Source organism: Eggerthella sp. (assembly GCF_048329335.1).
GTDB lineage: Bacteria > Actinomycetota > Coriobacteriia > Coriobacteriales > Eggerthellaceae > Eggerthella > Eggerthella lenta.
On sequence record NZ_DBFEGU010000065.1, the window covers coordinates 1 to 6,517 of the forward strand.

The 6,517-nt window shown below is 63.7% G+C and carries 5 protein-coding genes; 2 read left to right on the top strand and 3 right to left on the bottom strand.

What is annotated here, in order from left to right; translation table 11 throughout:
- Window positions 1-210 precede the first annotated feature (210 nt).
- Window positions 211-1,323 carry a LysR family transcriptional regulator gene (locus ACMO6A_RS02060; RefSeq protein ID WP_226844521.1) on the top strand — a complete coding sequence of 371 codons (1,113 nt, stop codon included), beginning with the start codon at window positions 211-213 and terminating at the stop codon, window positions 1,321-1,323.
- Here ACMO6A_RS02060 and ACMO6A_RS02065 read toward each other — a convergent pair.
- Window positions 1,286-2,662 (bottom strand): FAD-dependent oxidoreductase, encoded by a 1,377-nt coding sequence (locus ACMO6A_RS02065; protein ID WP_009607928.1) that lies wholly within the window; start codon window positions 2,660-2,662, stop codon window positions 1,286-1,288. The genes ACMO6A_RS02060 and ACMO6A_RS02065 overlap by 38 nt on opposite strands.
- 240 nt (window positions 2,663-2,902) lie before the next feature.
- On the opposite strand from ACMO6A_RS02065, the gene ACMO6A_RS02070 reads away from it, so the two are divergent.
- Window positions 2,903-3,334 carry a universal stress protein gene (locus ACMO6A_RS02070; RefSeq protein ID WP_009305782.1) on the top strand — a complete coding sequence of 144 codons (432 nt, stop codon included), beginning with the start codon at window positions 2,903-2,905 and terminating at the stop codon, window positions 3,332-3,334.
- Window positions 3,335-3,679: 345 nt separating this feature from the next.
- Here ACMO6A_RS02070 and ACMO6A_RS02075 read toward each other — a convergent pair whose 3' ends face one another.
- Window positions 3,680-4,183 carry a rhodanese-like domain-containing protein gene (locus tag ACMO6A_RS02075; protein ID WP_009305783.1) on the bottom strand — a complete coding sequence of 168 codons (504 nt, stop codon included), beginning with the start codon at window positions 4,181-4,183 and terminating at the stop codon, window positions 3,680-3,682.
- Window positions 4,184-4,862: 679 nt separating this feature from the next.
- Window positions 4,863-6,517, bottom strand: a 1,655-nt coding sequence (locus tag ACMO6A_RS02080; protein ID WP_418470708.1) for an FAD-dependent oxidoreductase, incomplete at its 5' end; no start/stop codon positions are given.

The following is a 6,517-nucleotide window of genomic DNA, read 5'->3' on the forward strand; positions in this document are numbered from 1 at the left end:
TCGCAGCGCCTATAAAGACGCGAGCCGCTCGAGCGGCTCGCGTCTTTATAGGCGCTGCGACGGAGGGTGCGCCCCTCCGCCACTCGGTTTTTCCGCAGGAGGTGGGATTTGCGGAAAGCGCGTAAAACCACCCGTCCCTGCGACGCGCTGTGACGCAGCTTGCGCCGATGGAGCCCCTTTCGCAAAGCCCGTAAGCGACGCGCGCCCTTCGTGCGATCAGAGGCGCTCTTCTCGCGCGTTTTGTGCTCAGGAACTGCTGTTCAAAAGATAGTTGAACGGGGCGCGTCTCGGATGCAACGACCTAGGAGCGCGGTAGAATCTCAAAAAGGATCGGCGCGCGATAGGTTCGAGGTAGACTTTTTGAATATCAAGCAAGTAAGATACTTCGTCGCTGTGTTCCAGAGCGGCAGCTTGTCAGCGGCCGCAAAGGAGCAGTACGTAACCGTCCAAGCGGTCTCGAAGGCTATCGCTGATCTGGAGCGAGAACTGAAGAACGAGCTGTTCGTGCGCGAAAGCCGCGGCGTGCATCCCACCCTGTTCGGAAAGGCCTTCTACGTCAAAGCCGAGCCGGTGCTGAGAAGCTTCGACGAGTTGGAGGCGTTTGCGCACAGACGACGCTCTGCCGAATCTCCGTTGTTGCGGTTGGGGCTGTGCGCGTCTCCGCTCTATGGATACGAGCAAGCATGCGCCAGCATTGCATCGTTCGTCTACAAGAACTCGGGCATCGAAACCTCTATACGGCTTGAGGCGGGGCTTCGCGGCTTCGGGGCGCTGCAGGCGGGACACCTGGATGCGCTTATCGTGGTTGGCGCATGCCGTCACCCCGATATGGACTGCCTGAATCTCGGCAAGGTGATGCTGGGCGTGATTATGTCGTATCGGCACCCCTTGGCGCAGCATCAAACTGTCAGCTTGGACGATATAAAGCCGTACCCCGTCTCCATATCGGAAGACTTCGACCGCTTCAACGATTCCGTTGCGGAGTTCTATCGTGAGCGCGGGATCGATATTCTCGTCAGCGCGACTACTGCCGCGCAGTTCGAGCGCTATCTGACGCGAGAGAACGGGTTGGCGCTCACCGTTGGCGTTCCTGCGCTCGGTCAGTTCAACCCCCTCACCGAGTTGAAACCCATGGCGGCCAAGGATTCCGTTTCCGTGCCTATCTGCCTCGTCAGCCTCAAAGGACGCAAGGCGCCCGCCTATGCGGGCTTCGAGCGCTGGATGACGAACGAGCTTGCCGTCAAAGGCGGCGATCCGGTCAGGAGGTTCGTGTCCACGACGGCTTCTACTCCTGCATGTTCTGAGGCAGGAACAGGTTGTTGAACGCCTCGGTCATGGACGGGTGCGTGAATACGGCGCTCTGCAGCACGGAGGCGGGAATGCGTGCATCCATGACCAGTTTCACGGTGTTCACCAGCTCCTGCGCATCTTCGCAGAACAGATCCATGCCCAGCAGCACTCCTGAGTTCGCGTCTACCACGGCCTTCATCAGACCCACCGGGTCTTGCAGGATGCGCGCTTGCGAGATTTTTTCAGCGGGCAGTTTGTATACCTGTACGGAATAGCCGGCTTTGCGCGCCTCGTCCGCGGTCATGCCGACGCGCGCGAACGGCGGGTGCACGAACGTGCAATAAGGGATGGCGCCGCGGTTCTTCGTCGTGCGCGATCCGTCGCCCAGCAGGCCGGATGCGACGATGCGGAAGTCGTCGTAGGCGATGTAGGTGAATTGCATGCCGCCCGTCACGTCGCCCATGGCCCAGACATTGTCGGCCGTGGTGCGCAGGTGCTCGTCCACCTTGATTCCGCCGCGGTCGTTCAGCTCGATGCCGGCGGCTTCCAGGTTGAGGCCGGTCGTGTTCGGGGTGCGGCCGACCGCGACCAGCACGGCATGGCCGGGATAGCGCTTCTCCTCGCCGTTCACCTGGGCGAACACCAGCACCTGGTCGTGCTCGTCGTCGATGCGCGTCACGTGCGCGTCGTACACGATGGCGACGCCGCGGTCTTCGAGGCTCCTCCGCACGGCTTCGGCCGTCTCGGGATCCTCGTGGGCGAGGATGGCGTCGCTGTTTTGTAGGATGGTCACCTGTGCGCCGAAGTCGGTGTAGAACGAGGCGAACTCGAGGCCGACGTAGCCGCCGCCGATGATGACGAGCTGGCGCGGCAGGGTGGGCAGCTCGATGAGCGAGCTGCTGACGAACACGCGCGGGCTGTCTATGCCGGGGATGGAAGGCAGCTTCGGCAGCGAGCCGGTGTCGATGAAGATGCGCTTCGCCTCGATGCTGCGCGTGCCCGACGCGGTGGCCACCGTCAGGTGCGTGGCGTCCGCGAACGATGCGCGGCCGTCGATGACGTCGACGTTCTCGCGATCGGCCAGCGCGCGGTAGTTGCGTTCGCGCGAGGCGGAGCGCAGTTCTTTCATGTCGTCGACGGCCGCGGTGTAGCGCTCCTCGCGCTCAACGATAGGGCCGCCTACGGCCGCGGTCAGTCGTGCCGATTCCACGAGTGCCTTCGTGGGGATGCATGCGTTGTTCACGCAGGCGCCGCCGTACATGGTGTCGGACTGCTCCACGACTACGATGTTCTGGCCATCGTCGGCAAGCGCACCGCCCAGGGCGAGGCCCGCCGTTCCGAACCCGATGATCGCTGCGTCGAACTGTTCCATGGTGCGTCCTTTCGTCGAGACCCTAAAGGGGGCCGCTCTATTCGGGGCATGTTGCACGCTGCCGAAGATGTTTATCGTAGGGCACCCGACCGCCCGGCTGGCGATGGCCGGCGATCCGCGCGAAAGCGGTCATGAAAGCGTGGACAACTTGTTTCCCTGCCCGCGCTGAAAGCCCTATACTGGAGGTAGGACGTTTTCAGGCGGCGCACCGCGCTCGCCGCGACCGAGAGGAGGCCCACCATGGCCGTTAACAAGTTGCTCGTGGCGTTCGACGAATCCGAGGGCGCCGACCGCGCGCTCGCCATGGCCGCCAGCCTGGCTGCAGTGAATCCCGAGGCGCATGTGGACGTCGTGTACGTGGTGCCTATCCCGCTGCTCGACGAAACGCAGATGGCGAACTTCAAGGACATTCTCGACATGATGATCTCCGACGGCGAGGATCTGCTGGCCGAGGCCGAGCAGAAGATGGGCGAGGACGTTGCCGCGCGCACCGACTCGCTGCTGCTAACCGGCACGAACCCGGCCACCGAGATCGTCAAGCTGATCGGCCAGCGCGACTACGACCTGCTGATCGTGGGCAACCGCGGCCTCAGCGGCCTCAAGGAGTACATGGGCAGCGTCAGCCACAAGCTGTTGCACGCATCGCCCATCCCCGTGCTGATCGCGAAATAACCTTCCGAACGCGAAACGGCCCCGGGCAATGAGGCCGTTTCGATGAGACAAAGGGACGGGGCTATTGTCTCATTCGCGTGATTCGCGGGCGTTTCGTGCGGGTGCGGCGGAGCTTGGACAGGGATCCGCCGCATCCGCACGGCTTTGACGCGTGCGCCGACGGCTCGCGGCGCACGTCCCCCTCCCGTTCGACGCATGTTCGCGGACGCTCGGTCTGACGAGCGTTTCGGTTTGTCGCCTTGGAGATCCGTGCGCGTTCCGCAGTTGGCTTAGCGGAGCGGTTGCCCATACCTGTCCACGTGTCGTTTCCGGCGGGACACGCACGGACCTCCAAGGCGACAGATTCTACTGCGCGTCGCCTGCGAAGCTGCCTGGCTCGGTTCCGGCCACCTTTTCGCCGTTCCAGTCGACGATGCCGCCCAGGTCGAACACGTGCTTGTAACCCAGGTTGAGAAGCATGTTCGAAGCGTGTTCGCTGCGCACGCCGGTCCGGCAGTAGACGATGATGGAGGCGTTTTCGTCCACGCCTTGAAGGCCGGCGGGTTTGACGGAGCCGATGGTTTCGACGGGTATGTTGATGGCTCCGGGGATGTGCCCGTCAGCATATTCGCGTGCGGTGCGGACGTCTACAAGGGTTGCGGAGTTTTCGCTCATCATGGCAACCGCCTCGTCCTCGGAAATTGTGGCGTACCCGCCGTTGCGTTCGTTTGTCATGGATTCCTCGCTTTTGCTTTGGTTTTGAATTGCGGGCGCGTCGGATGATGCGGCGGGCGTTTCCGCGCATGCCGCCAGGGTGAGCGCTCCGGCTGCGGCCAGCGTGACGACGGCCAGCGCCGCGTGTTTTCTCATACGGCTATTCATGAGCTGCAACGTCCTCCTAAGGGGAGCGCTAGGGTCGACGGTAAGTAACTGTAACGCTATTGCATACAGATTACAAAGTCAAGCATAGTATTAGAATTTTACGAACATGCGATATCGTCTTCACAAGGCACCGCGCTGCCTGCTTGACGGCCCTTCGTGCCCCCCGGCTGGTCTCGCAATGGCAAAAAGATACCGAATTCGGAAGCGAGCGGGCGTCCCTGTTCGGCATCGGCGCATGATGCTGGAGACGGGATCGTTTTGACCGGGCGTTATCGGGAGAGGCCCTTTCCTGCTTTCTGAGGAGAGGCGCAGCGACTTCCGAATTCGACGCCTTTTCGCCATTGGCCGTGCTGTCGGTTGCACGGAGGCGGCCGCGGGCTGCGAGACGACGACGGCTGCTGCTGGCGCGAGGCATAGCCCGCGGCTCGGCGAAGCGCTGGCTATGCGCGCAAGGATCAACAAGCGTACGAATGTTTCACGTGAAACATTCGGGGTCGAACAGGAGAAGGAGCCCGAACGACGGTTTTGAGAGCCGGCGGCCACGATGCGGCTGCGACCCGTTCGTATGCAAAGCGCCCTCCGGCGAGAGCCGGAGGGCGTGAGGGGAGGGAAGGCGGTGTGATGACGCCCGGGCGCCGGGCGTGCCGGCTCCCGAGCGTTCGGCGCGTTACGCGCCGTAGTACTCCAGAGCCGACTGGGCGGCGATGCGGCCGGTGACGGTGCCCATGCACATGGACGAGCCGCTCACGGCGTAGCGCATGTAGAACAGCTCGGCGTTGCCCAGCGTGCCGCCGGCATACAGGCCGGGGACGGGCTTGCGGTCGGCGTCCAGCACTTCGGCCTTCGTGCTGATGGCCAGCTGGCCGAACGAGTCGTTCGTGTTCGGTGTGATCTGGATGGCGTAGAACGGCGCCTTCTCGATGGCCTGCAGGTCTTCGGGCTTCTTGTGGAAGTCGGCGTCCTCACCGGCCTCGCACAGCTCGTTATAGCGCTCGATGGTCTTCATCAGCGGGTAGGAGGGCAGCCCGGCCGCCTCGGCCAGCTCCTCGATGGTGTCGGCCGTGTCGACGACGCCCTTCTCCACGCCCTTCTTGATAAGCTCCATGCGCTTGTCGGGCTGCTGCGAGTCGCAGATGATGGTGAATTCCTTGCGGCCGCTTTCCACGAACGGCGTGAAGTAATCGAACTGGCTGGTCATAGACTCGTTCGCGCAACGATAGCCCAGGTCGGTGACGAACACGCCCGTGTTCACCATGCGCAGCGCGCTCAGCTCGTCGTTGAGGGGCAGCGGTTCGCGGCCCACCAGGTGGATCTGCGACAGGCCGCCCTTCAGCAGCGTCATGGCGCCGGCCTGCTTCGCCAGCTCGATGCCGTCGCCCGTGTTGCTGGGGCTGCTGAACGTGTGCCAACCCACGGCACCCGGCGCGTACAGCTCCTTCGCCCAATCCTGGCCGTCGAAGCCGCCCGAAGCCAGCATGACGGCCTTCGCGTTGATGGTGTACTCGGTCTTGCCCTGGCGCGCCTTCACGCCCGCGGCCTTGCCGCCGTCCATGAGCACTTCGATGGCGCGCGTTTCCATCATGATTTCCACGCCGTTCTTCTCGGCTTCGGCGATGAGGTTGTCCACGATGCCCTTGCCGCTGGTGGTCGACAGCATGGAGCGGTCGGACACGTTGTCGCCGGGCTTCTTGTCGAAGTCGCAGCCCAGCTCCACCAGCCAATCCATGGCCGCGCCGCCGCCCTCGGCCACGAGGCGGCAGATGTCCATGTTCGCGTCGCCGTCGGACTGATCGAAGAAGAACTGCGCCACCTCCTCGGGTGTGCCATAGTCCGTGTAGCCCAGCTCGTCCTGCTTCTTCGCGCCGCAGCAATAGAAGTTGCCGGAGCAGATGGACGAATCGCCGCCGGTCACGTTGTGCTTTTCAAGCACGACCACCTTGGCGCCGGCGCGCGAGGCCTCCACGGCCGCGCTCATGCCGGCCACGCCGCTGCCCACGATGACGAAGTCGACGTCCTTGGTTTCCTGCTTCTCGGCCGGGGTCTCGGCGGCGGCTTGGATGGTGTCGGGCTTCTGGGCGCCGGTTGCGCTCGGAGCGTTGCTGGCGCTTGCGGCATCGGAGCCGCTTTCGGCGCTTGCGGGCGCCGCGGTGCTTTGCGGCGCGCAGCCGGCGAGGCCGCTTCCGGCCACGACGGCTGCCGTAGCGCCCAGTCCCATCAGGAACGAGCGGCGCGAAACGCCTGCGGATGCGATGTTCTTTCCCTCTGTGCTCATGATGATCCTCCCTGTTCGACGATGCTTCTTGTCGGCGGCCGACCCTCCTC